This window comes from Stenotrophomonas terrae, from assembly GCF_039674165.1.
GTDB lineage: Bacteria > Pseudomonadota > Gammaproteobacteria > Xanthomonadales > Xanthomonadaceae > Stenotrophomonas > Stenotrophomonas terrae_A.
In genome coordinates this window covers 103,597-130,554 of the sequence record NZ_JBDJMY010000008.1, presented here as the reverse complement: position 1 = coordinate 130,554, position 26,958 = coordinate 103,597, and the positions used below count along the sequence as shown (strand labels likewise).

Genomic DNA, 26,958 nt, shown 5'->3' with positions numbered 1-26,958 from the left:
CGCCTCTTGCCGAGCATGGCTCGGCACTACAGAAATCCAGCCCCCTTGCCGAGCATGGCTCGGCAATACAGGAATCCGGGCCCCTTGCCGAGCATGGCTCGGCACTACAGGATCCCGGCATTGTGTCGCCAAACATACGCGGCAGTAGGGATTCCGCCACATACAGTGCTGCGCCTTGGTCGCAGTGGTGAGCTAGACTGTGAGCCCTGTCGTGGCCGCAAGGCCGCCCTGAACGGAATTGTCATCCCGCATGAGTTGGCTCAGCAAGTTGATGCCGTCCGGCATCCGTACCGACAACACGCCCTCCAAAAAACGCAGCGTCCCTGAGGGGCTGTGGGAAAAATGCTCAAGCTGCGGCGCGGCCCTGTACCGCCCGGAGCTGGAAGAAAACCTTGAGGTCTGCCCGAAGTGTGGGCACCACATGGCCATCCGCGCGCGTGCGCGCCTGGCCTCGTTGTTTGATGCTGACAGCACCAGCGAGATCGCCGCCCGCCTTGGGCCGACCGACGTGCTCAAGTTCAAGGACCAGAAGAAATACGTCGAGCGCATCAAGGCCAGCCAGAAGAACACCGGCGAGTACGACGCGCTGGTGGCCATGCGCGGCCTGTTGAAGGGCCGCCCGCTGGTAGCGTCCTCGTTTGATTTCGCCTTCATGGGCGGCTCGATGGGGTCGGTGGTCGGTGAGCGTTTCGCGCTGGCCGCGGAAACCGCACTGGAAATCGGCGCGCCCTACGTCTGCTTCTCCGCCTCCGGCGGTGCGCGCATGCAGGAAGGCCTGTTCTCGCTGATGCAGATGGCCAAGACCTCGGCCGCGCTCGGCAAGCTGCGTGATGCCGGTCTGCCGTACATCTCGGTGCTTACCCATCCGACCACCGGTGGCGTATCGGCGTCGTTCGCGATGCTGGGCGACATCAACATCGCCGAGCCGCAGGCGCTGATCGGCTTTGCCGGCCCGCGCGTGATCGAGCAGACCGTGCGCGAAAAGCTGCCCGAAGGCTTCCAGCGCTCGGAGTTCCTGCTCGAGCACGGTGCCATCGACCAGATCTGCGATCGCCGCGAAATGCGTGATCGCCTGGCCGACCTGCTGGCCATGCTGGGGCGTCAGCCGCAGCACGAGGACGCGGCTGCCTGATGGGTACGCGCAAGTATTTCGGTACCGACGGCATCCGCGGCCGGGTCGGCAAGGGCGTCATTTCCGCTGACTTCGTACTGCGCATCGGCAATGCGCTGGGCCGCGTGCTGGTTGCACGCAGCAATGGTGCACAGCCGACCGTGGTGATCGGCAAGGACACGCGCATCTCCGGCTATATGTTCGAGTCGGCGTTGGAAGCGGGGCTGGTTGCTGCCGGTGCCAACGTGCAGCTGATCGGGCCGATGCCGACCCCGGCGGTGGCGTTCCTTGCGCATACGCTGGGTGCCGATGCCGGCATCGTGATCAGTGCTTCGCACAATCCGCATTACGACAACGGCATCAAGTTCTTCTCCGGCGAAGGCGAAAAGCTCGACGACGCCACCGAACTGGCGCTGGAAGCAGCGATGGATGAGCCGTTCTCGACGGTGGAATCAGAGCAGTTGGGCAAGGCGGTGCGCGCCCGCGATGCGGTGGGCCGTTACATCGAGTTCTGCAAGGCCAGCGTGCCGCGTGATTTCTACCTGCGCGGGCTCAAGGTCGTGCTCGATTGCGCACACGGGGCTACCTATCACGTGGCGCCGCTGCTGTTCCGCGAGCTGGGTGCGGAGGTGGTTGCAATCGGCGCCGAGCCCAATGGCGTCAATATCAATGATGGCGTCGGCTCGATGCATATCGAAAGCCTGTCGCGCAAAGTGGTCGAGGTTGGCGCCGATATCGGCATCGCCTTCGATGGTGATGGCGACCGCGTGTTGATGGTCGATGACACCGGTGCGGCGGTGGACGGCGATGGCCTGCTGTACGTGCTGGCCAAGGCGTGGCAGGCCAATGGCCGTCTGCGCGGGCCGATGGTCGGCACCTTGATGACCAACTACGGGTTGGAGCAGGCGCTTGAACGCCTGGGTATCCCGTTCGTCCGCGCCAATGTCGGTGACCGCTATGTGCACCAGGCGCTGGTCGAGGGCAATGGCGTGCTTGGTGGCGAAGCCTCCGGCCATATCCTGTGCCTGGACCGCGCAACCACCGGTGACGCCATCGTCAGTGCCTTGCAGGTGCTGGAAGTGCTGGGCCGTGGCGGTGTGAATCTGCGCCAAGCGCTGCAGGGGCTGGTGATGGTGCCGCAGAAAACCATCAATGTGCGTCTGGAAACGGGCGCGCGCGAGGTGGTTGCCAGTGCGCCGGTACAGGCTGCGCTGGCCGCCGCGCAGGCGGCGGTGGCCGGGCGGGGCAGGGCCTTCCTGCGTCCTTCGGGTACCGAGCCGGTGGTGCGGGTCACGGTCGAGGCCGATGAGGCCGGGCTGATGGCCGCCACCCTTGAAGCGCTGGCCGATGCGGTTCGTTCGGCTGCCGCACAGGTTTGAGCTGGATCATAGTGGTGTTGCCGGGATGTCGGTTCCAATAGCCGGCGTCCCGTTCCCTTCCTTGGAGTAGTTGTATGAGTTCCCGTATTCCCACCCTCGACATCACCCGTTTCGATAGCGACCGTGAGGCCTTCGTGGCCGAGCTGGGCGCCGCTTATCGTGAGTGGGGTTTTGCGGGTATTCGCAACCACGGCATTCCGCAGGCGGACATCGACGCCGCGTATGACGTGTTCAAGGCGTTCTTCGCGCTGCCGGAAGATGTGAAGAAGCAGTACCACATCGCCGGTGGCGGTGGTGCGCGCGGCTATACCCAGTTCGGTGTGGAAACGGCCAAGGGCTCCAAGCATTTCGACCTGAAGGAGTTCTGGCATGTCGGTCGTGAGATCGGCGACGACTCCAAGTATCGTGAAGTGATGCCGCCGAACCTGTGGCCGAGCGAAGTGCCGGGCTTCAAGGAGCACGGTTACGGCCTTTACCAGAAGCTGGACCAGTTGGGTTCGCGCGTGCTGTCGGCGCTGGCGCTGCACATCGGCCTGCCGGAAGACTATTTCGCCGACAAGACCAACAACGGCAACTCGATCCTGCGCCCGATCCATTACCCGCCGATCACCACCGATGACATCCCCAATGTGCGCGCCGGCGCCCATGGCGACATCAATTTCATCACCTTGCTGGTCGGTGCCAGTGCCGCCGGCCTGGAAGTACAGTCGCATGAAGGCGAGTGGGTGCCGTTCACCTCCGACGCCGACACCATCGTGGTCAACATCGGTGACATGCTGCAGCGCCTGACCAACCACGTGTACCCGTCCACCATCCACCGCGTGGTCAATCCCCCGGGTGAGCTGGCACGCAAGCCGCGTTATTCGGTGCCGTTCTTCCTGCACCCGAACCCGGATTTCCTGATCGACGTGCTGCCCTCGTGCATCACTGCGGAAAATCCCAGCCGCTACCCGGAGGCGATTACCGCCCACGGCTTCCTGGAAGAGCGCCTGCGTGAGATCAAGCTGAAGTAATCGCCCGCACCATCCAGGTGTTGGCTGTCGCAATGACGCCGCCGTGGCCCAGGCCCGGCGGCGTTTTTGCATCTTGTCTCCCGTTGTCTGCCGTTTGTCCTGGCGATGTCCGCATATCGGCTATCCTTTGCCGATACTTTTTACCCCGGAGTTACGCCTGAATGCGCCAAAAAATCGTTGCAGGTAACTGGAAGCTGCATGGCAGCCGTCAATTCGCCACCGATCTGGTGGGGCAGGTGGCTGCCGGCTTGCCGGCGCCGGGCGTGAGCGTGGTGATCCTGCCGCCGCTGCCGTATCTGGGTGACCTGGTCGAGGATTTCGAGGATACGGCGCTGGCTTTTGGCGCGCAGGATGTCAGCAGCAATGAGAAAGGTGCCTATACCGGCGAAGTCTCGGCCAGCATGCTGGTGGATGTGGGTGCTACGCATGGTCTGGTCGGCCATTCGGAGCGCCGCCAGTACCATAACGAGAGCAATGAGCTGGTGGCGCGCAAGTTCGTTGCCGCGATCAATGCTGGCCTGATTCCAGTCTTATGTGTTGGTGAGACGCTGGAGCAGCGTGAGGCGGGGCAGACCGAGTCGGTGATTGCCGCGCAGCTGGGTCCGGTGTTGGATCTGGCCGGGGTGCAGGCCTTCGCCAAAGCCGTAGTGGCGTATGAGCCGGTATGGGCGATTGGCACCGGTCTTACCGCCACGCCGGCGCAGGCGCAGGCCGTGCATGCGTTCATTCGTGGCGTAGTGGCCGAGCGCGATGCTAGAATCGCCGATTCGTTGTCGATCCTTTATGGCGGCAGCGTCAAGCCCGACAACGCTGCAGAGCTGTTTTCACAGCCTGACGTCGATGGCGGGCTGGTAGGTGGCGCTTCGCTGGTGGCGGCTGATTTTCTGGCCATCGCGAGAGCAGCTGCCAGTCGCTAACGGGTAATTGTCCGGGACGGATTTCAAATGCTGATGTTGATCCTCAATGTGGTCTATGTGCTGGTGGCGCTCGCGATGATCGCGCTGATCCTGATGCAGCGTGGCTCTGGTGCTGCCGCAGGTTCGGGTTTTGGTGCCGGTGCGTCGGGTACGGTGTTTGGCGCGCGTGGCGCGTCCAACTTCCTGTCCAAGAGCACCAAATGGCTGGCCGTGGTGTTTTTTGGCATCAGCTTGTTCATGGCGTGGTACGCCAGCCACGGTTCGCGTCCTGCGGACCAGGGCGTGGGCCTGATGGGTGCGGTTGAAGCGGCGGCTCCGGCCACGGCTCCGGCAGCGCCGGCTGGTGAGTTGCAGCCGCTGCCGGCAGCTCCGGCTGCCGCAGCTGTGGGTGAAGTGCCGCAGGCAACGGCTCCGGCGGAAAATATTCCCGCCAAGAGCGAAGAAAAGCCCGTTGAACCCGCACAGAAAGACTGAAGACGGTTACAATACGCGGCGCACTGCGAAGCAGCAGCGCTGACGTAAGCCCAGGTGGCGGAATTGGTAGACGCACTACCTTGAGGTGGTAGCGACGAGAGTCGTAGGGGTTCGAGTCCCCTCTTGGGCACCATTGTTTTATGCGGGTACACGGGTTGCAGCAGTAGCCCGTCGTGGCAAGTCCCGTCAATCCCCCATGCCTTGGCACCCGCAGGTGTCCCGGGCAGAGGCAAGAGAGAATCGCTGTGCTGGCCGAATATTTGCCGTCTCTGCTGTTTCTGATCGTCGCCACCGGCATCGGCGTTACGCTGATGTTGATCGGTCGGTTCCTCGCTCCGCGTTCGCCGGACACCGAGAAGCTCTCCGCCTATGAGTGTGGCTTCGAGGCGTTCGAAAACGCGCGCATGAAGTTCGATGTGCGTTACTACCTGATCGCCATCCAGTTCATCGTCTTTGACCTGGAAATCATCTTTATTGTGCCCTGGACCCAGGTGTTCATGGAGCTCGGCGCGCGTTCGCTGGTCACCATGGGCCTGTTCGTGGGCATGCTGTTCCTCGGCTTTATCTACGTGTGGAAGAAGGGAGCGCTGGAATGGGAGTGATCCAAACTCTCGACGGCCTGATGAACAACCCCGTCCCGGAAGGGCGGGTTGATGACATTCTGCGGCCTGAAGGCGATAACCCCCTGCTCGAGAAGGGCTATGTGACCACCAGCGTCGATGCGCTGCTGAACTGGGCACGTACCGGCTCGATGTGGCCCATGACCTTCGGTCTGGCCTGCTGTGCGGTGGAAATGATGCACGCCGGTGCGGCGCGTCTGGACCTTGACCGCTACGGTGTGGTGTTCCGTCCCTCGCCGCGACAGTCCGACGTGATGATCGTGGCCGGTACGCTGGTCAACAAGATGGCCCCGGCGCTGCGCAAGGTCTACGACCAGATGCCGGACCCGAAGTGGGTCATCTCGATGGGTAGCTGCGCCAATGGCGGCGGTTATTACCATTATTCCTATGCAGTGGTGCGCGGTTGTGATCGTGTGGTGCCGGTGGACGTCTACGTTCCGGGCTGCCCGCCGACGGCCGAGGCGCTGGTGTACGGCATTTTGCAGCTGCAGAAGAAGATCTGGCGAACCCAGACCATCGCACGCTGATCCCCTTTCAAATCAAGAGCACGCCAGCCCCCATGGCCCAGCAAGCACCTTCTCTCATCGATAAACTTCGCGCCCGTTTTGCCGGTGCGCAGGTTGTGGTGGTCGAACCGCGCGGCGAAGTAACGCTGGAAGTGGCTGTTGCCGATTGGCACGCAACCGCTCTGGCGCTGCGTGACGAACTCGGCTTCGAGCACGCCACCGACCTGTGCGGCGTGGACTACCTTGGTTATGGCAGCGACGAGTGGGATACCTCGGACGTTTCCTCGCACGGCTTCAGCCGCGGCGTGGAGGGCAGTGGCGCCGGTCGTTTCGCCTGGGGTGAATTCCCCAGCCACGAAACCGCCGAAGGCGCGCAGCCGGACGCAATGCCCAAGCAGCGCTTTGCGGTGGTGGTGCAGCTGCGCTCCTACCAGCACAACCAGATGCTGCGTATCCGTTGCTACGCCCCCAGCGAATCGCTGCCGGTGGTGGCATCGCTGACCGACATCCATCCGGGTCTGAACTGGTTCGAACGCGAAGCATTCGACCTGTACGGCGTTATCTTCGAAGGTCACCCGGACCTGCGTCGCATCCTGACCGACTACGGTTTCGTGGGCCATCCGTTCCGCAAGGATTTCCCGCTGATCGGCAACGTCGAAGTGCGTTACGACGAAGAAAAGAAGCGTGTGGTCTACGAGCCGGTGACTTCGGTCGAGCCGCGCGTAGGCGTGCCGCGTGTTATCCGCGACGATGCCCGTTTCCAGACTGCTGAAGGCGAGCGCGCGCAGACGGAGGCAAGCAAGTGAGTGCGGACGTAAAGAAAGAATTCCACCAGGCTTCGCAGGCCTTTGCGAGCAATCCCGCCGAAGCCCGGCAGGAGATCCGCAACTACACCATGAACTTCGGCCCGCAGCATCCGGCCGCACATGGTGTGCTGCGCCTGATCCTGGAAATGGACGGCGAAACCATCATGCGCGCCGATCCGCATATCGGTCTGCTGCACCGCGCGACCGAGAAGCTGGCCGAGTCCAAGCCGTTCAACCAGTCGATCGGCTACATGGATCGCCTGGATTACTGCTCGATGATGTGCAACGAGCACGCCTATGTCCGCGCCATCGAAACCCTGGTGGGTATCGAAGTGCCGGAGCGTGCGCAGTACATCCGCACCATGTTCGACGAAGTCACCCGCGTCCTGAACCACTTGATGTGGCTGGGCTCCAACGCGCTCGATCTGGGCGCGATGGCGGTGATGCTGTATGCCTTCCGTGAACGCGAAGAGCTGATGGACTGCTACGAAGCAGTCTCCGGCGCGCGCATGCACGCGGCTTACTACCGTCCGGGCGGCGTGTACCGCGATCTGCCGGACACCATGCCGAAGTACAAAGAGTCGCGTTGGCACAAGGGCAATGCGCTGAAGCGTCTGAACGCTTCGCGCGAGGGCTCGCTGCTCGACTTCCTGGAGAACTTCACCAATGAGTTCCCGGGTCGCGTTGACGAATACGAAACCCTGCTTACCGACAACCGTATCTGGAAGCAGCGTACCGTTGGCATCGGCGTGATCACCCCGGAGCATGCAATGGCCTGGGGCATGACCGGTGTAATGCTGCGTGGTTCGGGTATTGCCTGGGATCTGCGCAAGAAGCAGCCGTACGCCAAGTACGACGCGGTCGATTTCGACCTGCCGTTGGGCACCAAGGGCGACTGCTACGACCGTTACCTGGTGCGTATTGCCGAGATGCGCGAATCCAACCGCATCATCAAGCAGTGCGTGGCTTGGCTGAAGGCCAACCCGGGCCCTGTGATGGTCAAGAACTTCAAGGTCGCTCCGCCGGCTCGCGCCGAGATGAAGGACGACATGGAAGCGCTGATCCATCACTTCAAGCTGTTCAGTGAAGGCTACTGCGTGCCGGCCGGCGAAACCTACGCGGCGGTTGAAGCGCCCAAGGGCGAGTTCGGCTGCTACCTGGTGTCCGACGGTGCCAACAAGCCGTTCCGCGCCCACCTGCGCGCGCCGGGCTTTGCCCACCTGTCCTCGATCGATTCGGTCGTACGTGGTCACATGCTGGCCGACGTGGTGGCGATGATCGGCACCTACGACCTCGTGTTCGGCGAGGTTGACCGGTAATGCCTGCCAATCACACATCGTCCGTTGCCTGCGCGGTTCTGCCGCCGCAGGCATCGGTTTTTCAGCATTTGGTATTCGTTGAGGTCGGCCAATGAAGGCGACGGGTAATTTCGAGGCGGCGCGCAACGTCGACCCGATGGTGGTGTTGAGCGACAAGACGCGTGCTCACATCGATCACTGGCTCTCCAAGTTCCCGCCGGAGCGCAAGCGTTCGGCGGTGCTGCAGGGTCTGCATGCCGCACAGGAGCAGAACCAGGGATGGCTGAGCGACGACTTGATCGCCGCGGTTGCCAAGTACCTGGACCTGCCGTTTGTGTGGGCGTACGAGGTGGCAACCTTCTACTCGATGTTCGAGACCGAGAAGGTTGGCCGCAACAACGTCGCCATCTGCACAAACGTCAGCTGCTGGCTCAACGGCGCCGACGACATCGTCCGCCATTGCGAGAAGAAGCTGGGCATCAAGCACGGTGAATCCACCGCTGACGGCCGCGTCTACCTCAAGAAAGAGGAAGAGTGCCTGGCTGGCTGCGCGGGCGCGCCGATGATGGTCATCAACGGCCATTACCACGAGCGCCTGACGCTGGACCAGGTCGACGCGCTGCTGGACGGGCTGGAGTAAGGCATGGCACACCACGAATCCAAGGGCCCGGTCGGACCGGCTCCGCTTCCGCACAACGTGGTTTACACCACGCTGCATTACGACACTCCGTGGTCGTATGAAAGCTATCTGAAGACCGGTGGCTACGCCGCGCTGCGCAAGATCCTCGAAGAGAAGATCGCGCCGGCCGACGTCATCGAAATGGTCAAGCAGTCCGGCCTGCGCGGTCGTGGCGGCGCGGGCTTTCCGACCGGTTTGAAGTGGTCCTTCATGCCCAAGGGCGATGTGCAGAAGTACATCCTGTGCAACTCGGATGAATCCGAGCCGGGCACCTGCAAGGACCGCGACATCCTGCGTTACAACCCGCACTCGGTGGTGGAGGGCATGGCCATCGCCTGCTACGCCACTGGTTCGACTGCGGCCTACAACTACCTGCGCGGTGAGTTCCACCACGAGCCGTTCGAGCATTTCGAGCAGGCTCTGGCCGATGCCTATAAGCACGGTTGGCTGGGCAAGAACGTGCTGGGCAGCGGTTGCGATATCGATATCTATGGCGCGCTTGGCGCCGGTGCCTACATCTGCGGCGAAGAAACCGCGCTGATGGAATCGCTGGAAGGCAAGAAGGGTCAGCCGCGTTTCAAGCCGCCGTTCCCGGCCAATTTCGGCCTGTACGGAAAGCCGACCACGATCAACAACACCGAGACCTATGCCTCGGTGCCGGCGATCATCCGCAACGGCGCGGAGTGGTTCAAGAATCTGAGCCTGACCAACAACGGTGGCCCGAAGTGCTTCTCGGTCTCCGGTTGCGTGGCCAACGGAGGCAACTTCGAAGTGCCGCTGGGCACCACGTTCGACGACCTGCTGGCAATGGCCGGTGGTCTGCGTCCGGGCCGCACCCTGAAGGGCGCGATCCCGGGCGGCGTGTCGATGCCGGTGCTGACCGCTGCGGAACTCAAGGGTCTGCCGATGGACTACGACACCATCCGTGCACTGGGCTCGGGCCTGGGGTCGGGTGCCATCGTGGTGCTGGATGACAGCGTCTGCTGCGTCAAGTTCGCCTGCCGCATCAGCCAGTTCTTCCACAAGGAATCCTGTGGCCAGTGCACCCCGTGCCGCGAAGGTACCGGCTGGATGCACCGTGTGCTGGAGCGCATCGTCGCCGGCCAGGCCACGATGGAAGACCTGCACCAGTTGAAGACGGTTGCCGGTCAGATTGAAGGCCACACCATCTGTGCGTTCGGTGAGGCGGCAGCGTGGCCGATCCAAGGCTTCCTGCGCCAGTTCTGGAACGAATTCGAGTACTACATCGTCAACGGTCATTCGATGGTTGACGGCAAGAAGGTGGAGACTGCTGCCGCATGAGCGCGCAACCGGTAAATCCCAATGTACCGCCGGATCATGTGACCATCGATATCGATGGTCAGACGCTGGTCGTACCCAAGGGTTCGATGATCATCCAGGCCGCCGACAAGGCTGGCATTCCGATTCCGCGCTTCTGCTACCACGAGAAGCTGCCGATCGCCGCAAACTGCCGCATGTGCCTGGTCGACGTTGAAAAGTCGCCCAAGCCGTCGCCGGCCTGCGCAACCCCGGTCATGGATGGCATGAAGATCCAGACCCGCAACGAGAAGGCGCTCAAGTACCAGCGTTCGGTGATGGAGTTCCTGCTCATCAACCATCCGCTGGACTGCCCGATCTGCGACCAGGGCGGCGAGTGCGAGCTGCAGGACGTATCGCTGGGCTACGGCCGTTCGGTCAGCCGCTTCAACGAGCGCAAGCGCGTTGTGGTCGACGAGGACATGGGGCCGCTGGTCGCCACCGAGATGACCCGCTGCATCCAGTGCACCCGTTGCGTGCGCTTCACCGCGGAAGTGGCCGGCACCTATGAACTGGGTGGCATGTCGCGTGGTGAAAACCTGCAGATCGGCACCTACGACGGCAAGCCGCTGACCACCGAGCTGTCCGGCAACGTCATCGACGTGTGTCCGGTCGGCGCGCTGACCAACAAGGTGTTCCAGTTCAAGGCACGCCCGTGGGAACTGACCGCACGCGAGTCGCTGGGTTACCACGACGCGATGGGTTCGAACCTGTTCCTGCACGTGCGCCGCGGCGAAGTGCTGCGCGCCGTGCCGCGTGACAACGAGCTGGTCAACGAGTGCTGGCTGTCCGATCGCGATCGTTATTCGCATCAGGGCCTGTATTCGGCCGACCGCGCGGTCAAGCCGCTGCAGAAGGTCAATGGCGAGTGGAAGGAAGTGAGCTGGGCTGAAGGCCTGGCCGCTGCCCGCGAAATTTTCGAAGCCAACCGTGGCGACGAGCTCGGCGTGCTGGTGCACCCGGCAACGTCGAACGAGGAGGGCGCATTGCTGGCCCGCCTGGCCACTGGCCTGGGTTCGAACAACATCGACCACCGCATCAACAACCGTGACTTCTCCGATGCTCCGGTTGCCGAAGTGTTCGGCATGTCGCTGGCCGAGATTGAACACGCTGATCAGATCGTCGTGCTGGGTAGCAATATCCGCCACGAGCTGCCGCTGCTGCACGCTCGCCTGCGCAAGGCGCAGACCACCAACGGTGCCAAGATCCACGCGATCAACCCGGTGGACTTCGACTTCGCGTTCAAGCTGGCCGGCAAGCAGATCGTTGCACCGTCGCAGTTCGTTGAAGCGCTGGGCAATGCGCAGCTGGTCGACGCGGTGAAGGGCGGCAACAACACCGTCATCATCGTCGGTGCGATTGCTGAAAATCATCCACAGGCTGCTGCGATCCGTTCGGCCGCCAGCGCATTTGCCGCGGCGACCGGCGCCAAGCTGTGCCGTATCCCGCAGGGTGCCAACGCACTGGGTCTGGTCCGCGTCGGTGTACTGCCGGCCGGCAAGGACATCAATGCGATGCTGGCACAGCCGCGCAAGGCCTATGCCCTGTACGGCATCGAGCCGGGTCTGGATTTCGCCGATACCGCCGCCGCCCGCAAGGCGCTCGCCGGTGCCAAGGTTGTCGCGTTCAGCCAGTACGCCTGCACCTCGACCCGCGATGTGGCCGATGTGATTCTGCCGATTGGCGCGCTGCCGGAAATCGACGGCACGCTCACCAATCTGGACGGTCGCGACCAGGTCGCCCGCGCCGGTGGCAAGCTGCAAGGCGAGGCCCGCGAGGGCTGGCGCGTGCTGCGTGCGCTGGGTGGTGACATGCAGCTGGCCGGTTTCGGCTTCACCGATCTGGCAGGCCTGCGTGCCGGCTTGCAGCCGGTGTCGGTCAAGGTTGCCGCTTCGGCACAGCCGCAGGTTGCAGGCGAGGGCTTTGAAGTGGCCTCGACCCCGGCGATCTACCGCACCGACGCCGTCGTGCGTCGTGCGCAGGCGCTGCAGTCGCATCCGCTCAACAATGAGCCGCGCATCGTGCTCAATGCCGACGACGCCGCGCGTCTGCAGCTGACCGAGGGCCAGATGGCCAAGGTCGGCACCGACGCTGGTCGTGCCACGCTGTCGGTTGTGGTTGACGCCCGCGTCGCTGCTGGCACGGTGTGGATTGAATCGGGCCACGGCGCAACCGCGCCGCTGGGTGCCGCACGTGTAACGGTGGTGGCTGCATGAACGAGTTGCTGTTAAACGCGATCGACCCCTTGTTCCAGTGGTTCATGTCGCTGGGTGACATCGGCATCGTGCTGTGGACGGTGATCAAGATCCTGCTGATCGCCATGCCGGTGATCATTTCGGTTGCCTTCTACGTGTTGTGGGAGCGCAAGCTGATTGGTTGGATGCATGTGCGCCACGGGCCGATGTATGTCGGTCTGGGCGGCCTGTTGCAGGCCTTCGCCGACGTCACCAAGCTGCTGTTCAAGGAAATCATCGCTCCGGCCAGTGCACACAAGGCGATGTACATCATCGCGCCGCTGATCGTGCTGGCTCCGTCGTTCGCGGCGTGGGCGGTGGTTCCATTCGACTACAAGCTGGTGCTGTCCAACGCCAACGTTGGTCTGCTGTACCTGCTGGCGATGACCTCGCTGGGTGTGTACGGCGTGATCCTGGCTGGTTGGGCCTCCAACTCCAAGTACGCCTTCCTCGGTGCGATGCGTTCGGCCGCACAGGTTGTCAGCTACGAAATCGCGATGGGCTTCGCGCTGGTTGGCGTGATGATCGCCGCCGGCAGCCTGAACCTGACCGACATCGTGTTGGCGCAGAAGGGTAACTCGGGTCTGTTCGACTGGTTCCTGCTGCCGCTGTTCCCGCTGTTCGTCGTGTATTGGGTGTCCGGCGTTGCCGAAACCAACCGCGCGCCGTTCGACGTGGTTGAAGGCGAGTCGGAAATCGTTGCCGGCCACATGGTGGAGTACTCCGGCGGTGCGTTCGCGCTGTTCTTCCTGGCCGAGTACGCCAACATGATCCTGGTCAGCTTCCTGATCTCGATCTTCTTCCTCGGTGGCTGGCTGAGCCCGCTCCAGGGCTGGATCACGGCAGACATTTCGCCGTGGATCAACTGGATCTGGACCGGCGGTTGGCCGTGGCTGCTGCTCAAGGTGCTGTTCTTCGCCAGTGCGTACATCTGGTTCCGTGCCAGCTTCCCGCGCTTCCGTTATGACCAGATCATGCGTCTGGGCTGGAAGGTGTTCATCCCGTTGACCATTTTCTGGATCGCGGTGACGGCACTGATGGTGTTCTACGGCGTGATCCAGAAGGGCGTTTGATTCATGAATAAGATCACCCACTATTTCAAAAGCCTGCTGCTCCTCGAGTTGCTCGGCGGCCTGTGGCTGACGCTGAAATACGCGTTCAAGCCCAAGTACACCGTGATGTACCCGATGGAGAAGTTCCCGCAGTCGCCGCGCTTCCGTGGCCTGCACGCCCTGCGCCGTTACCCCAACGGTGAAGAGCGCTGCATCGCCTGCAAACTGTGCGAAGCGGTATGCCCGGCACTGGCCATCACCATCGACTCGGCCAAGCGCGAAGACGGCACCCGCCGTACCACGCGTTACGAAATCGATCTGTTCAAGTGCATCTTCTGCGGCTTCTGCGAAGAAAGCTGCCCGGTGGACTCGATCGTCGAGACCCACATTCTCGAGTACCACTTCGAGAAGCGTGGCGAGAACATCATCACCAAGCCGCAGCTGCTGGCACTTGGCGACCGGCTTGAAGCCGAAATCGCCGAGCGCCGCGCCGCCGACGCCGCCTTCCGCTGAGGTCTTGAGATGGATTGGGTAAATATTGCTTTCTGGTTCTTCTCCATCATTGCCGGCATTTCCGCGGCAGCGGTGATCAGCGTGCGCAACCCGGTGTATGCCGTGTTGTGCTTGATCCTGACGTTCTTCTCCATTGCCTGCGTATGGCTGCTGGTGGGCGCCGAGTTCCTCGGTGTCACCCTGGTGCTGGTCTACGTCGGCGCGGTGATGGTGTTGTTCCTGTTCGTGGTGATGATGCTGGACATCGACACCACCAATCTGCGTGAAGGCTGGGTACGTTACCTGCCGGTCGGCCTGGTGGTCGCGGTGGTGATGCTGGTGCAGATGCTGACCCTGATCGGCATCAAGGCGCGCACCGCACCGTTCCCGGTGGACAACGCCGCTGCGGTTGCCGCGGATACGTCCAACATCACCTGGCTGGCACGCAGCCTGTTCACCGAATACCTGCTCCCGTTCGAGTTCGCCGCCGTGATCCTGACCGTGGCCGTGGTGGCAGCAGTGATGCTGACCCTGCGCCGCCGTGAAGGCCTGAAGACGCAGAACCCGACCGAGCAGACCATGACCAAGGCAAAAGACCGCCTGCGCATGGTCAAGATGGCCGCCGAAAAGCCGGCGGTGCAGGTTGATACGCAACATGACGGTGGCGAGGAGGCCAAGCCATGATTTCTCTGGGCCATATGCTCGCGTTGGGCGCGGTGATGTTCTGCATCTCCGTTGCCGGCATCTTCCTCAACCGGAAGAACATCATCGTGCTGTTGATGTCGATCGAACTGATGCTGCTGTCGGTGAACATCAACTTCATTGCCTTCTCGCGTGAGCTGGGCGACACCGCCGGTCAGCTGTTCGTGTTCTTCATCCTGACCGTGGCCGCAGCCGAAGCTGCAATCGGCCTCGCGATCCTGGTGACCTTGTTCCGTACTCGCCACACCATCAACGTGGGCGAAGTCGATTCGCTGAAGGGCTGATCCGAAGATGGAAATCACTCTCTCCAAGAGTCTGTTGATTGCAGTGGTGCTGGCACCGCTGTTCGGCAGCATCATCGCCGGCCTGTTCGGTCGTCAGGTGGGGCGCAAGGGCGCCCAATACATCACCATTCTGGGCGTGGCGGTCAGCTTCGGCCTGTCGGCTTATATCTTCTCCCAGCTGTTGTGGGGTGGGGCGCAGCCGTTCAACCAGAACATCTACACCTTCTTCGAAGTGGGCCAGTACGCGGCACACGTCGGCTTCATGGTCGATCGCCTGACCGCGATGATGATGGTGGTGGTGACCTTCGTGTCGCTGCTGGTCCACATCTACTCGATCGGCTACATGTCCGAAGACGACGGCTACCAGCGTTTCTTCAGCTACATCTCGCTGTTCACCTTCTCGATGCTCACCCTGGTGATGAGCAACAACTTCCTGCAGCTGTTCTTCGGCTGGGAAGCGGTGGGCCTGGTGTCGTACCTGCTGATCGGTTTCTACTTCAAGCGCCCGACCGCGATCTTCGCCAACATGAAGGCGTTCCTGGTCAACCGCGTGGGTGACTTCGGCTTCCTGCTCGGCATCGCCGGCATCCTGTGGGCCTTCGGCTCGCTGGACTACGCCACCGTGTTCGCCAATGCGGGCACCGTGCTGGGCACCGATATCACCGGCCACGCGATGGTGCAGCTGATCGGCGACCACCAGTGGAGTGTTGCCACCATCATCTGCATCTGTCTGTTCATCGGTGCGATGGGCAAGTCGGCGCAGGTGCCGCTGCACGTGTGGCTGCCGGACTCGATGGAAGGCCCGACCCCGATCTCGGCGCTGATCCACGCTGCGACCATGGTTACCGCGGGTATCTTCATGGTCACCCGCATGTCGCCGCTGTTCGAGCTGTCGCAGACCGCGCTGGACTTCATCCTGTTCATCGGTGCGACCACGGCCTTCTTCACCGGCCTGATCGGCATCGTGCAGACCGATATCAAGCGCGTGGTTGCTTACTCGACGCTGTCGCAGCTGGGCTACATGACGGTTGCACTCGGCGTGTCGGCCTACTCGGGCGCCGTGTTCCACCTGATGACCCACGCCTTCTTCAAGGCGCTGCTGTTCCTCGGTGCCGGTTCGGTGATCATGGGCATGCACCATGAGCAGAACATGATGAAGATGGGCGGCCTGCGCAAATACATGCCGGTTACCCACATCACCATGTGGATCGGTACGCTGGCCCTGGTGGGTACGCCGTTCTTCTCTGGTTTCTACTCCAAGGACACCATCATCGAAGCGGCCGCGATGCATGCGCATGCTGCCGAGGCTGGCTGGGTTGCCCTTTACGGTTACTGGGCGGTGCTCGGTGGCGTGATCGTCACCAGCTTCTACAGCTTCCGCCTGCTGTTCCTGACCTTCTTCGGCAAGGAGCGCTTCCGCGACGCGCATGATGACCATCACGGTGATCATGCCCACGGCCACGATGACCACCATGGTCATGGCGTGCACGTGCCGCACGAATCGCCCTTGGTGGTGACGGTTCCGCTGGTGCTGCTGGCGATCCCGTCCATCCTGATCGGCTTCTTCACCATCGGTCCGATGCTGTTCGGTACCGGTTGGGATGGCCACCATGCTGCCGCTGGCATCCCGGGCCAGACCATGTCGTTCTTCACCGGCATCGTCGATTTCTACAACCCGGCACGCGATACCATTGCCGAAGTTGGCAAGGAGTTCTGGCACGGTTCGGTGGCCTATGCGGTACACGGCATGCAGATGCCGGCGTTCTGGCTGACGGTTGCAGGTTTCGCGCTGGCCTGGGTGTTCTACATCTGGAAGCCGGAACTGGCAGGACAAGCTCGCAAGACCCTGGCACCGGTGGTTTCGGTGCTGGAAAACAAGTACGGCTTCGACAAGCTCTGGATCGACGGCTTTGCCGGCGGTGGTGTGCAGCTCGGCAAGGCCGCCCGTGCCGTTGATAGCACGGTCGTTGATGGGGTGATGGTCAATGGTTCGGCGCGTCTGGTCGACCTGGCTGCCAACCTGTTGCGCCGCACCCAATCCGGTTTCCTCTACCACTACGCGTTCGCGATGATCATCGGTCTTATTGCCCTGTTGGGCGTACTGATGCATTTCTGGCGTTGACCTGTACGGAATAGAAGACGTGTCGAACTGGCCTCTACTTAGTATTCTCATCTGGCTGCCGATCATCGGCGGTGCGTTGATCCTCGCTGTGCGCAACGCCCAGGCTGCCCGTTGGGCATCCCTGGCGGTGGCACTGCTCACCTTCCTGATCAGTCTTGGCTTGCTCAGCGGTTACGACCGCGGCGCCGCCGAGGTGATGCAGTTCGTCGAACGGCATCCGTGGATCCCGGCCTTCAAGATCGGCTACAACCTGGCCGTTGACGGTATCGCCATCGCCCTGATCCTGCTGACCACGCTGATCGGCGTGCTGGCACTGATCGGCGCCTGGGGCGTGGTCGACAAGCGCGTCAATCAGTACGTGGCCGCCTTCCTGGTACTGGAAGGCGTGACGGTCGGCATCTTCGCCGCGACCGACGCGATGCTGTTCTACGTGTTCTTCGAAGCCATGCTGATCCCGATGTTCCTGATCATCGGCGTCTGGGGCGGTCCGCGGCGTATCTACGCGGCGATGAAGTTCTTCCTGTACACCTTCCTCGGCTCGGTGCTGATGCTGGTGGCGCTGATCTACCTGTACCTGAAGGGCGGCAGCTTCCAGCTGGCCGACCTGTATCAGCTGCAGCTGTCGGCCAAGGAGCAGACCTGGATATTCTTCGCGTTCCTGATCGCCTTCGCGGTCAAGGTGCCGATGTTCCCGGTACACACCTGGCTGCCGGATGCGCACGTTGAAGCGCCGACCGCCGGTTCGGTGATCCTGGCGGCGATCGCACTGAAGATTGGTGGCTACGGCTTCCTGCGCTTCAACCTGCCGATCGTGCCCGATGCCAGCCACGAGTGGGCATGGCTGGTGATCGCGCTGTCGCTGGTGGCGGTGATCTACGTCGGTCTGGTGGCGCTGGTGCAGGACGACATGAAGAAGCTCATCGCTTATTCGTCGGTCGCACACATGGGCTTCGTGACCCTGGGCACCTTCACCGCGTTGTGGCTGGTGCGTGACGCCGGCAACCCCGATGCGGCCCGCCTGGGCCTGCAGGGCGCGATGGTGCAGATGGTGTCGCACGGCTTCGTGTCCGGCGCGATGTTCTCCTGCGTGGGCGTGCTGTATGACCGCATGCACAGCCGTCGCATCGCCGATTACGGCGGTGTGGTCAATGTGATGCCGTGGTTCTCCGCGTTTGCACTGCTGTTCTTCATGGCCAACTCCGGCCTGCCGGGCACCAGTGGCTTCGTCGGCGAGTTCATGGTCGTGTTGGCTGCGTTCCAGTGGAATCCGCTGGTTGCGCTGGGTGCTGCCTCCACCTTGATCATCGGCGCGGCGTATTCGCTGTGGCTGTACAAGCGTGTGTTCTTCGGTGAGGTGGGCAATGCCCACGTCGCCGAGCTGAAGGATATGAACGGTCGCGAATGGCTGGTAATGGGCGTATTTGCTGTAGGCACCTTGGTGCTGGGCTTCTACCCGCTGCCGCTGACCGAGCTGATGGAGCCGTCCATCGCCAAGCTGGCGATGCAGATCGCATCGAGCAAGCTGCTGTAAGCGGCCCGTCGAGAGTATTGATTCCAGGATTTGATGATGACCACGCCGACGCCTCTGCCGTTGACCATGACCGACCTGCTGCCGTTGCTGCCCGAACTGGTAGTGATTGGCGGTGCCTTTGCCCTGTTGATGCTTGATCTGTTCATCAGCACCAAGCACAAGGTCTGGACCCACTTTCTGTCGGTAGCGATCCTTGCTGTCGCCTTCGCCTTGCTGTTGGGCGGTGCAGGCGGGCAGGGCGAGGTGTTCCACGGCATGTTTGTCCGTGACAACGCCGCCGATGTCATGAAGACGGTGATCGTGCTGGTCAGCGGTTTGAGCCTGATCTACGGCTGGAGCTACCTGCGCGAGCGCAACCTGTACCAGGGCGAGATCCCGGTGCTGATCCTGTTCGCCACCGCCGGCATGATGATCCTGGTGTCGGCCGGCAGCCTGCTGATGGTGTACCTGGGCCTGGAACTGCTGGCACTGTGCTCCTACGCGCTGGTTGCCAGCAACCGTGAGAACAAGCTCGCCGCCGAAGCAGGCATGAAGTACATCGTGCTCGGTTCGCTGGCGTCGGGCCTGCTGCTGTACGGCATGTCCTTGATCTACGGCGCCACCGGCTCGCTGCACTTGGACGTGATCCATGCCTCCATCGCCCATTCGGACGAGCGCTTGCTGCTGTTGACCGGTGCGGTGTTCATGGTTGCCGGTGTTGCCTTCAAGCTGGGCGCTGCACCGTTCCATATGTGGCTACCGGACGTGTACCAGGGTGCCCCGGCACCGATCGCGCTGTTCATCAGCTCGGCACCGAAGCTGGCTGCCTTCGGCATGGCTTACCGCCTGCTGGAAATGGGCGTTGGCCCGCTGTCGACCGAGCTGCAGTACGTGTTGGCCGGCCTGGCCGCACTGTCGCTGGTCGTTGGCAACCTGATGGCGATCGCACAGAGCAACCTGAAGCGCATGCTGGCCTATTCGACGGTTTCGCACATCGGCTTCCTGCTGATGGCGGTGGCCGGTGGTGGCAAGGAAGGCTATTCGGCGGCGATGTTCTACGCCATTGCCTACGCCATCATGTCGACCGCCTCGTTCGGCGCGATCATCGCGCTGTCGCGTGCCGGTTTCGAGGCCGAGAACATCGAGGACTTCAAGGGCCTGAATGCCCGTAGCCCGTGGATGGCAGGCCTGGTCCTGTGCATCATGGCGTCGCTGGCCGGTATTCCGCCGTTCCTCGGCTTCTGGAGCAAGCTGGCGGTGCTGAGCGCTGCGATCAAGGGCGGCCTGTTGTGGCTGGCCATGGTCGGCGTGCTGTGTGCGGTGATTGGTTGCTTCTACTACCTGCGCGTCATCAAGGTCATGTACTTCGATGAGCCGGTAGGTGAGCCGCTGCCGCGTAACAACGATCGCATCCTGGGTATCGTTTTGGGCGTGAATTCCGTGCTGTTGCTGGTCCTCCCGCTGGGCTTGGGCCCGATTCTGGAATGGATGAGCAATTCTTTTGCACATTTGTCATAAAAAACGATACAAATCTGCGCGAAGTGTGTATTATTCATCTCCTGAGTTGACGACCTCACCGCCTAGCGGAAAGGTCGGAGCCACCTGATAAGTGGTTCAACCGGAAGGGTTTTTCCGGGTTTCTCTAGCAGTTAGAGAGAAACGCGAAGTAAATAAGTCTTGCATTATCGACTTGGTTACTTCATAATCTCGCTTCTGATGCGGGGTGGAGCAGTCTGGCAGCTCGTCGGGCTCATAACCCGAAGGTCGCAGGTTCAAATCCTGCCCCCGCTACCAGCTTCGGTCTTTGGCAACACGCAGTGTTGATAGAGGCAAAAGTTGGGCTCGCAAGAACGGCTGCTTCCGTTCTTGCAACCGGGATCCGGCCAACGGATCCAAACGGACAAAGGGCCCACGTGGGCCCTTTGCTGTTTCTGTAATACGCAAAACCCCGGTTGGGTTACAACCGTTCTCTAACTTACGAATCAAGGCTGGCTGTGAGCGACAAGGCTACTGAAATCGCGAATCTGCTGAGCCCCACCGTGCAGGCGTTGGGGCTCGAGTTGCTTGGCGCCGAATATCTGCCGGCCCCGGGCGGTGCAACGTTGCGCCTTTATATCGACGTGCCGCTGGCTGAGCAGCCTGAGCGCATGGTCAACGTCGAAGACTGCGAGCGGGTGAGCCGTGAGGTTTCCGCGCAGTTGGATGTTGAAGACCCGATCAGCGGCAATTACACGCTGGAAGTGTCCTCGCCCGGCGTGGATCGCCCGCTGTTCACGCTGCAGCAGTTCGAGCTGGCCATTGGTGAATCCGCCAAGGTCGGGCTGAAGCTGCCGCAGGAAAACCGCCGTCGCCTGCAGGGCGAGATCGTTGCGGTTGACCTGACGCAGGGCACGGTGACCTTTGTCGTCGACAACAAGCCGTTCGTGGCTTCGTTCGACAATATCGACAAGGCACGCATCATTCCGGACTGGGCCGCATTGGGCCTCGCACCGACCAAACCGACGGGTCCTGCTCCCAAGCAAGGCAAGTCCAAGAATAATTCCAATAACGAAACGGCGGCCAAAAAGCCGCGCGCGGAGTGAGCCGATGAGCAAGGAACTTTTGCTGGTAGTTGACGCAGTCGCCAACGAGAAGGGCGTGCCGCGCGAAGTTATTTTTGATGCGATCGAGGCCGCGCTGGCCTCTGCCGCGAAGAAGCGTTACCCCGATCAGGAAATCCTGGCGCGCGTTTCGATCAACCACAAGGACGGTACCTACGAAACCTTCCGTCGCTGGGAAGTGGTCGCCGATGACGTGGTGATGGAATCGCCGGACCGCCAGATCCGCATGATGGACGCGGTGGACGAAGCCGATGACGTCGAGATCGGTGATTACATCGAAGAACAGATTGAAAATCCGGATTTCGGCCGTATCGCAGCGCAGGCTGCCAAGCAGGTCATCGTCCAGCGTGTGCGCGAGGCTGAGCGCCAGCAGGTGGTGGATGCGTGGAAGGACCGCGTTGGCGAGCTGGTCACCGGTGTGGTCAAGCGCGCCGAGCGCGGCAACATCTATGTCGATCTGGGCGGCAATGCCGAAGCCTTCATTCCGAAGGACAAGGGCATTCCGCGTGACGTGCTGCGTGCCGGCGATCGTGTTCGCGGCTACCTGGCTGAAGTGCGTTCGGAACCGCGTGGCCCGCAGCTGTTCATCAGCCGCGCTGCTCCGGAATTCATGATCGAGCTGTTCAAGCTGGAAGTGCCGGAAGTCGGCCAGGGCCTGGTTGAAATCAAGGCCTGTGCGCGTGACCCGGGCGACCGCGCCAAGATCGCCGTGCTGGCTCACGACACCCGTACCGATCCAATCGGCGCCTGCATCGGCATGCGCGGTTCGCGCGTGCAGGCCGTGTCCAACGAGCTCAATGGCGAGCGCGTGGACATCGTGTTGTGGAACGACAACCCGGCCAACTTCGTCATCAACGCGATGGCGCCGGCTGAAGTGCAGTCGATCATCGTCGACGAAGAAAAGCATTCAATGGATCTGGCCGTGGCAGAAGACCGCCTGGCCCAGGCCATCGGCAAGGGCGGCCAGAACGTGCGCCTGGCCAGCCGTCTGACCGGTTGGCAGCTGAATGTGATGACCCAGGACCAGGTGACCGCCAAGTCGGAAGCCGAGCAGGGCGTCGCCCGTCAGCTGTTCATGGACAAGCTGGAAGTGGACGAAGAAATTGCCGGCATCCTGGTGTCGGAAGGCTTTGGTACGGTGGAAGAAATCGCCTACGTGCCGGTTGGTGAGTTGCTGGCAGTGGAGGGCTTCGACGAAGATATCGTTGAAGAACTGCGTGCCCGCGCCCGCGATGCGCTGCTCAATGAAGCGCTGGCGGTGGAAGAGGGGGTTGACGGCGGTGTGCCGACAGCCGATCTGCTGGCACTGAAGGGCATGGATGAGGCTACCGCGTATGCGCTGGCTGGCCACGGCGTGCGCACAAGTGAGGATCTGTCGGATCTGGCTGCCGACGAGGTTCTGGAGTTCGGCATCGAGGGTATGGATCTGGAGCGCGCCGCGGCGTTGGTCCTGGCAGCCCGCGCCGAGGAGATCGCCCGCCTGGAGCGCGGCGAATGAGCCAGCGATGAACAGTGCCCTGAGCCGCTCAGGGCGTAGACTCCGCGCTGCCTTCGTTCGTAACGAGGGAGTGCAAACAAGATCATAGGATCCGAATGTCGCAGCAAACCACCATCCGCAAGCTCGCCGAACTGGTCAACACGCCGGTCGAGAAACTGCTTGAACAGCTGTCCCAGGCCGGGATGAAGTTCAGCGGTCCCGACCAGGTCGTGACCAGTACCGAGAAAGTGAAGCTGCTTGGCTTCCTCCGCCGTTCGCACGGCAAGGAAGAGCAGCCGGTCGAAGAGGCTGATGCCGCATCGAAGAAGATCACCCTGAATCGCCGCAAGCATCAGGAAGTGACCGTCAGTGCTGGCCGTAGCAAGACCACCGTCAATGTGGAAGTGCGCCAGAAGCGCACCTACACCAAGCCGGAAGGTGGCAAGCCTGCGATGACGCCGGACGAAGAGCGCGCCGATATCCTGCGCAAGCTCGAAGAATCGCGTCAGCGCAATCTCGACGAGCAGCGCATGCTGGCCGAGAAGGATCGCGCCCGCGACGAAGGCATCGCCGCCAAGAAGGCCGCCGAGGTAGCCGAGGCTGCACGCGTGGAGGCCGAGAAGGTCGCCGCCGAAGAAGCCGCCAAGGTCGCTGCAGCAAAGCCGGCTCCGGCAGCTGAAGCGCCGGCACCGCGTGCTGCGCGTCAGGCCCCGGCAGCAGCAGCTGCCCCGGCCCGTGCGCCTGCCCGCGATGACCGTGGCAACAACAACGCCAATGCCAACGCCAAGCCGGGCAAGCGCAACGAAGGTGGTGATGGCAACCGTTTCGGCGGCCAGCTGCACCTGTCGGCGTCTGATCGTGCCCGTCGTGGCAACAGCAACAACAATAATTCGCGTGGCCGTCCGGGTGCTCGCGCACCGCAGGGCCGTCGTGGCAATGACGCATCGCGCAGCGGTGGCGGCAGCCATGCCTTCGAACGTCCGACCGCACCGGTTGTGCGTGAGGTCGCCGTCGGCGACACCATCACTGTGGCCGATCTGGCACAGAAGCTCGCTCTGAAGGGCGGCGAGGTGGTCAAGGCGCTGTTCAAGATGGGCGTGATGGCCACCATCACCCAGTCCATCGATCACGATACCGCCGCGCTGGTTGTCGAAGAGCTCGGCCACAAGGTCGTGCGCGCCAGTGACAACGATGCCGAAGACGCACTGCTGGCCATCACCGACGCCGATGAGCGCGTAGCGGTGCCGCGTGCACCGGTGGTGACCATCATGGGTCACGTCGATCACGGCAAGACCTCGCTGCTGGATTACATCCGTCGCACCAAGATCGCCACTGGCGAAGCCGGCGGCATTACCCAGCACATTGGTGCCTACCATGTGACCACGCCGAAGGGCGTGATCAGCTTCCTCGATACCCCGGGCCATGCCGCGTTCACCTCGATGCGTGCCCGTGGTGCGCAGCTGACCGATATCGTGGTGGTGGTTGTCGCTGCCGACGATGGCGTGATGCCGCAGACCAAGGAAGCCATCCAGCACGCTCGCGCAGCCAATGCGCCGATCGTGGTGGCAATCAACAAGATCGACAAGGCGTCGGCTGATCCGATGCGCGTCAAGAACGAACTGCTTGCAGAGCAGGTCGTGGCCGAAGATTTCGGTGGTGACGTGCAGATGGTTGAAATCTCGGCCAAGACCGGCCTGGGCATCGACGACCTGCTGGATGCGATTTCGCTGCAGGCCGAAGTGCTGGAGCTGAAGGCCGTGGCCGAAGGCCGCGCCAGCGGCGTGGTCATCGAATCCTCGCTGGACAAGGGCCGTGGCCCGGTCGCGACGGTGCTGGTGCAACAGGGTCTGCTGAAGAAGGGCGACTACCTGGTGTGCGGTATCCAGTACGGCCGCGTGCGTGCATTGTTCGACGAAACCGGCAGCCAGGTTGCTGAAGCCGGTCCGTCGATTCCGGTGCAGGTGCTGGGTCTGTCCGGCGTGCCGGAAGCTGGCGACGACTTCGTCGTGGTTGAAGACGAGCGTCTGGCCAAGGACGTCGCGCAGACGCGCGAAACCAAGCGTCGCGAGTCGCGCCTGGTCGCTACTGCCGGCAGCCGCATGGAAGACATCATGTCGCAGCTGGGCAAGGGCGATGGCCAGCAGGTATTGAACCTGCTGATCAAGGCCGACGTGCAGGGTTCGGTGCAGGCACTGAGCCAGGCGCTGGTGGCACTGTCCAACGACGACATCCGCATCAACGTGATCCACTCCGGCGTGGGCGGCATCACCGAGTCCGACGCCAACTCGGCTGTGGCTTCCAAGGCCACCGTCATCGGCTTCAACGTGCGTGCGGATGCTTCGGCCCGTCGCATCATTGAGTCCAACGGCGTTGACCTGCGTTACTTCTCGATCATCTATGACGTGATCGACCAGGTGAAGCAGGTGGCCTCCGGTCTGCTCGGCGTGGAAATCCGCGAAGAGATCATCGGTATCGCGCAGGTCCGCGACGTGTTCCGCAGCTCCAAGTTCGGCGCGGTTGCAGGCTGCATGATCATCGAAGGCGTGGTGAAGCGGAACAAGCCGATCCGCGTGCTGCGGGACAGCGTGGTGGTATTCGAAGGCGAGCTGGAATCGCTGCGTCGCTTCAAGGAAAACGTCGAGGAAGTTCGCAACGGTACCGAGTGCGGTATCGGCGTGAAGGCTTACAACGACGTCAAGCCGGGCGACCAGATCGAGTGCTTCGAGCGTATCGAAGTGCCGCGCACGCTCTAAGTGCCGGGATTGGGTGTTGGAGTTCGGGATTCGCCGAGGCGGATTGCCACTGATCTTCAGCTCCCATCGCGGTATGGATGCACGGTTCGGGAATCGCTCGCGGTTCCCGGATCGGTTGTACGGTTCCATTGAAATTCACTCTTTATTGCTGATACTTGCCTGATGCCTAAGACTTTCCATCGTACCGACCGTGTTTCTGCACAGATCCGCCGTGATCTGGGCACGCTGGTGCATGCCGCCGTGCGTGAATTCGGCCTGCCCTCGGTCAGTGTGTCGGACGTGGAAGTCACGCGTGACATGGCCCACGCCAAGATCTTCGTGACCGCGCTGATGCCGGAACGTGCGGAAGAGGCGATGAAGGGCTTGCGCGGGCTGACCGTCGAGCTGCGCATGTCCCTGGCCAAGGCGATGAAGCTGCGTCACGTGCCGGAGCTGCACTTCCACTACGACGATTCGGTCGACCGTGGCGAGCGCATCGAAAACCTGCTGCGTGACCTGGTGCCGCCGCCGGAACCCGAATCCGACGCCGACAAAGACACCAATAAAGAATAATCGCAGCAGCCCGAAAGGGCTGTTGTCATGTCTGGCCTGCGTGCGATCGCGCAGGCGGCTTACCCGTTTTCCGCCAGTAGCGCCGGGTGCGCGCTGGCTTGCCCATGGTGTTGCATGCGTCCTCGAATCCAATTCCGCCGCCTGGATGGCATCGTTCTGCTCGACAAGCCGGCTGGCATGAGCTCCAACACGGCCCTGCAGGTTGCCCGCCGTCTGTTCCGTGCCGAAAAGGGTGGGCATACCGGCAGCCTCGATCCGCTGGCCACCGGCCTGCTGCCGCTGTGTTTCGGCGAGGCGACCAAGATCGCCGGCCTGCTGTTGGGCTCGGCCAAGGCCTATGACGCCGAAATCCGGCTGGGCAGCACCACCGATACCGATGATGCCGATGGCGCTGTGCTGCGCGAGCGGCCGGTTCCGGCGTTCAGTGACGAACAGCTGCAGGCGGCCTTGGCCAGCCTGACCGGCAACATCCGGCAGCGTGCGCCGATCTATTCGGCCTTGAAGCAGGGCGGTGAGCCGCTGTACGCCAAGGCGCGCCGCGGCGAGGCCATCGAGGCGCCCGAGCGCGAGGTGCTGGTGCAATCGATCGAGGTGCTGGGGCGTGAAGAGGCGCATCTGTCGCTGCGCGTGACCTGTGGCTCGGGCACCTACATCCGCAGCATTGCCCGCGACCTGGGCGAGCTGCTGGGCTGTGGCGCGCATGTCACCGCGCTGCGCCGGCTGTGGGTTGAACCGTTCATGGCGCCGAAGATGATCGGCCTGGATGCGCTGCGCACGGTGGCCGAATCCGGTGACGAGGCGGCGCTGATGGGCTGGCTGCTGCCGATCGAGCAGGGTTTGAGCCAGTTTGCCCGGGTTGACCTGGATGCGGCGCAGGCGGCGCGGTTCTGCCTGGGCCAGCGCTTGCGTGACCCGGCCTGGCCAGTCGGCCTGGTGGTGGTTCATGGAGAAAGCGGCCAGCCGCTGGGCCTGGGCCAGGTCGAAGAAGGCGGGCGATTGGGCCCGCAACGCCGCTTCAATCTCTGAACGGGCAGGGGCCAGCCGTACCTTCCAGGTCACG

Annotated in this window: 24 protein-coding genes and 2 tRNA genes; all 26 read left to right on the top strand. The window is 62.4% G+C overall.

Going from position 1 to position 26,958, the window contains the following annotated elements; translation table 11 throughout:
- The first annotated feature begins 250 nt into the window (after positions 1–250).
- The 26 genes from accD to truB all read left to right on the top strand — a co-directional run bounded on the left by accD (position 251) and on the right by truB (position 26,924).
- Positions 251–1,132 (top strand): acetyl-CoA carboxylase, carboxyltransferase subunit beta, encoded by an 882-nt coding sequence (accD, locus tag ABE493_RS05850; protein ID WP_346498004.1) that lies wholly within the window; start codon positions 251–253, stop codon positions 1,130–1,132.
- Complete coding sequence (gene glmM / locus ABE493_RS05845; RefSeq protein WP_346498003.1) at positions 1,132–2,490, top strand: phosphoglucosamine mutase; 1,359 nt, start codon at positions 1,132–1,134, stop codon at positions 2,488–2,490. Before accD ends, glmM begins: the two co-directional genes overlap by 1 nt.
- 74 nt (positions 2,491–2,564) lie before the next feature.
- Positions 2,565–3,503, top strand: a complete 939-nt coding sequence (locus ABE493_RS05840) for an isopenicillin N synthase family dioxygenase (RefSeq protein WP_346498002.1) — start codon at positions 2,565–2,567, stop codon at positions 3,501–3,503.
- Positions 3,504–3,664: 161 nt separating this feature from the next.
- On the top strand, positions 3,665–4,420 hold the full coding sequence (tpiA, locus tag ABE493_RS05835; protein WP_346498001.1) for a triose-phosphate isomerase: 756 nt from the start codon (positions 3,665–3,667) through the stop codon (positions 4,418–4,420).
- A gap of 27 nt (positions 4,421–4,447) precedes the next feature.
- Positions 4,448–4,894, top strand: a complete 447-nt coding sequence (gene secG / locus ABE493_RS05830; protein WP_346498000.1) for a preprotein translocase subunit SecG — start codon at positions 4,448–4,450, stop codon at positions 4,892–4,894.
- A 48-nt stretch (positions 4,895–4,942) separates the two neighbouring features.
- Positions 4,943–5,027, top strand: a tRNA-Leu gene (locus ABE493_RS05825).
- Between the two features lie 112 nt (positions 5,028–5,139).
- Positions 5,140–5,496, top strand: coding sequence for an NADH-quinone oxidoreductase subunit A (locus ABE493_RS05820; RefSeq protein ID WP_057626704.1), 357 nt, complete (start codon positions 5,140–5,142; stop codon positions 5,494–5,496).
- Entirely contained in the window at positions 5,487–6,041 is a 555-nt protein-coding gene (locus tag ABE493_RS05815) for a NuoB/complex I 20 kDa subunit family protein (protein ID WP_017354657.1), read from the top strand. Before ABE493_RS05820 ends, ABE493_RS05815 begins: the two co-directional genes overlap by 10 nt.
- Before the next feature lie 32 nt (positions 6,042–6,073).
- Positions 6,074–6,826, top strand: a complete 753-nt coding sequence (locus ABE493_RS05810; RefSeq protein ID WP_346497999.1) for an NADH-quinone oxidoreductase subunit C — start codon at positions 6,074–6,076, stop codon at positions 6,824–6,826.
- Positions 6,827–6,915: 89 nt separating this feature from the next.
- Positions 6,916–8,145, top strand: a complete 1,230-nt coding sequence (locus ABE493_RS05805; RefSeq protein ID WP_346498010.1) for an NADH-quinone oxidoreductase subunit D — start codon at positions 6,916–6,918, stop codon at positions 8,143–8,145.
- A 91-nt stretch (positions 8,146–8,236) separates the two neighbouring features.
- Positions 8,237–8,764, top strand: coding sequence for an NADH-quinone oxidoreductase subunit NuoE (nuoE, locus tag ABE493_RS05800; RefSeq protein WP_057626701.1), 528 nt, complete (start codon positions 8,237–8,239; stop codon positions 8,762–8,764).
- A gap of 3 nt (positions 8,765–8,767) precedes the next feature.
- The gene (gene nuoF / locus ABE493_RS05795) at positions 8,768–10,105 is read left to right on the top strand and encodes an NADH-quinone oxidoreductase subunit NuoF (RefSeq protein WP_346497998.1); all 1,338 of its coding nucleotides are present in this window, start codon (positions 8,768–8,770) and stop codon (positions 10,103–10,105) included.
- A complete protein-coding gene (gene nuoG, locus ABE493_RS05790) occupies positions 10,102–12,336 on the top strand; it encodes an NADH-quinone oxidoreductase subunit NuoG (protein ID WP_346497997.1) in 2,235 nt (744 codons plus the stop codon). Before nuoF ends, nuoG begins: the two co-directional genes overlap by 4 nt.
- Positions 12,333–13,427: an NADH-quinone oxidoreductase subunit NuoH gene (gene nuoH / locus ABE493_RS05785; protein WP_282268407.1), complete on the top strand. Its 1,095-nt coding sequence runs from the start codon at positions 12,333–12,335 to the stop codon at positions 13,425–13,427. The genes nuoG and nuoH overlap by 4 nt, the downstream gene beginning before the upstream one ends.
- A 3-nt stretch (positions 13,428–13,430) precedes the next feature.
- The gene (gene nuoI / locus ABE493_RS05780) at positions 13,431–13,919 is read left to right on the top strand and encodes an NADH-quinone oxidoreductase subunit NuoI (RefSeq protein ID WP_057626697.1); all 489 of its coding nucleotides are present in this window, start codon (positions 13,431–13,433) and stop codon (positions 13,917–13,919) included.
- Between the two features lie 9 nt (positions 13,920–13,928).
- Positions 13,929–14,582, top strand: a complete 654-nt coding sequence (locus ABE493_RS05775; protein WP_346497996.1) for an NADH-quinone oxidoreductase subunit J — start codon at positions 13,929–13,931, stop codon at positions 14,580–14,582.
- Positions 14,579–14,884 (top strand): NADH-quinone oxidoreductase subunit NuoK, encoded by a 306-nt coding sequence (gene nuoK / locus ABE493_RS05770; protein WP_054656949.1) that lies wholly within the window; start codon positions 14,579–14,581, stop codon positions 14,882–14,884. Before ABE493_RS05775 ends, nuoK begins: the two co-directional genes overlap by 4 nt.
- A gap of 7 nt (positions 14,885–14,891) precedes the next feature.
- Positions 14,892–17,006 carry an NADH-quinone oxidoreductase subunit L gene (gene nuoL, locus ABE493_RS05765; RefSeq protein ID WP_346497995.1) on the top strand — a complete coding sequence of 705 codons (2,115 nt, stop codon included), beginning with the start codon at positions 14,892–14,894 and terminating at the stop codon, positions 17,004–17,006.
- Between the two features lie 19 nt (positions 17,007–17,025).
- Complete coding sequence (locus tag ABE493_RS05760) at positions 17,026–18,537, top strand: NADH-quinone oxidoreductase subunit M (protein WP_346497994.1); 1,512 nt, start codon at positions 17,026–17,028, stop codon at positions 18,535–18,537.
- Positions 18,538–18,573: 36 nt separating this feature from the next.
- Positions 18,574–20,034, top strand: coding sequence for an NADH-quinone oxidoreductase subunit NuoN (gene nuoN / locus ABE493_RS05755; RefSeq protein WP_346497993.1), 1,461 nt, complete (start codon positions 18,574–18,576; stop codon positions 20,032–20,034).
- A 199-nt stretch (positions 20,035–20,233) separates the two neighbouring features.
- Positions 20,234–20,310 (top strand) — tRNA-Met (locus ABE493_RS05750).
- 200 nt (positions 20,311–20,510) lie between these two features.
- Entirely contained in the window at positions 20,511–21,098 is a 588-nt protein-coding gene (gene rimP, locus ABE493_RS05745) for a ribosome maturation factor RimP (RefSeq protein WP_346497992.1), read from the top strand.
- Between the two features lie 4 nt (positions 21,099–21,102).
- Entirely contained in the window at positions 21,103–22,614 is a 1,512-nt protein-coding gene (nusA, locus tag ABE493_RS05740; RefSeq protein ID WP_346497991.1) for a transcription termination factor NusA, read from the top strand.
- A gap of 95 nt (positions 22,615–22,709) precedes the next feature.
- Complete coding sequence (infB, locus tag ABE493_RS05735) at positions 22,710–25,346, top strand: translation initiation factor IF-2 (protein WP_346497990.1); 2,637 nt, start codon at positions 22,710–22,712, stop codon at positions 25,344–25,346.
- Positions 25,347–25,508: 162 nt separating this feature from the next.
- Positions 25,509–25,898 carry a 30S ribosome-binding factor RbfA gene (gene rbfA / locus ABE493_RS05730; protein ID WP_346497989.1) on the top strand — a complete coding sequence of 130 codons (390 nt, stop codon included), beginning with the start codon at positions 25,509–25,511 and terminating at the stop codon, positions 25,896–25,898.
- A 114-nt stretch (positions 25,899–26,012) separates the two neighbouring features.
- The gene (truB, locus tag ABE493_RS05725) at positions 26,013–26,924 is read left to right on the top strand and encodes a tRNA pseudouridine(55) synthase TruB (protein WP_346497988.1); all 912 of its coding nucleotides are present in this window, start codon (positions 26,013–26,015) and stop codon (positions 26,922–26,924) included.
- The last annotated feature ends 34 nt before the right edge of the window (positions 26,925–26,958 follow it).